1 rRNA gene is annotated in these 907 nt (G+C 49.2%); it reads left to right on the top strand.

The features are described from left to right. Nucleotides 1-907: ribosomal RNA gene (locus CXQ88_RS21405) — 16S ribosomal RNA — on the top strand; the annotation flags it as partial.

The raw sequence follows: 907 nt of genomic DNA, 5'->3' as shown, positions 1-907 counted from the left end.
GTTTGATCCTGGCTCAGGATAAACGCTGGCGGCATGCCTAATACATGCAAGTCGAACGGGGGTGCTTGCACCCCAGTGGCGAACGGGTGAGTAACACGTATCTAACCTACCTCATAGCGGGGGATAACTTTTGGAAACGAAAGATAATACCGCATGTGAATCTTATTATCGCATGAGAAAAGATTGAAAGGACCGTTTGGTTCACTATGAGATGGGGATGCGGCGTATTAGTTAGTAGGTGAGGTAATGGCTCACCTAGGCGATGATACGTAGCCGAACTGAGAGGTTGATCGGCCACATTGGGACTGAGATACGGCCCAGACTCCTACGGGAGGCAGCAGTAGGGAATTTTTCACAATGGACGAAAGTCTGATGAAGCAATGCCGCGTGAGTAATGACGGCCTTCGGGTTGTAAAGCTCTGTTGTAAGGGAAGAAAAAATAGAGTAGGAAATGCCTCTATATTGACGGTACCTTACCAGAAAGCCACGGCTAACTATGTGCCAGCAGCCGCGGTAATACATAGGTGGCAAGCGTTATCCGGATTTATTGGGCGTATAGGGTGCGTAGGCGGTTTTGCAAGTTTGAGGTTAAAGCCCGGAGCTCAACTCCGGTCCGCCTTGAAAACTGCATTACTAGAATGCAAGAGAGGTAAGTGGAATTCCATGTGTAGCGGTGAAATGCGTAGATATATGGAAGAACACCTGTGGCGAAAGCGGCTTACTGGCTTGTTATTGACGCTGAGGCACGAAAGCGTGGGGAGCAAATAGGATTAGATACCCTAGTAGTCCACGCCGTAAACGATGAGTACTAGGTGTTGGGGTTATCTCAGCGCCGCAGCTAACGCATTAAGTACTCCGCCTGAGTAGTATGCTCGCAAGAGTGAAACTCAAAGGAATTGACGGGGGC

Origin of the sequence: Arthrobacter sp. ZGTC412 (assembly GCF_002929215.1) — a bacterium.
Taxonomy (GTDB): domain Bacteria; phylum Actinomycetota; class Actinomycetes; order Actinomycetales; family Micrococcaceae; genus Arthrobacter.
Note: the sequence above shows the minus strand (reverse complement) of the source record. Positions and strands in the feature narration are given on the sequence as shown.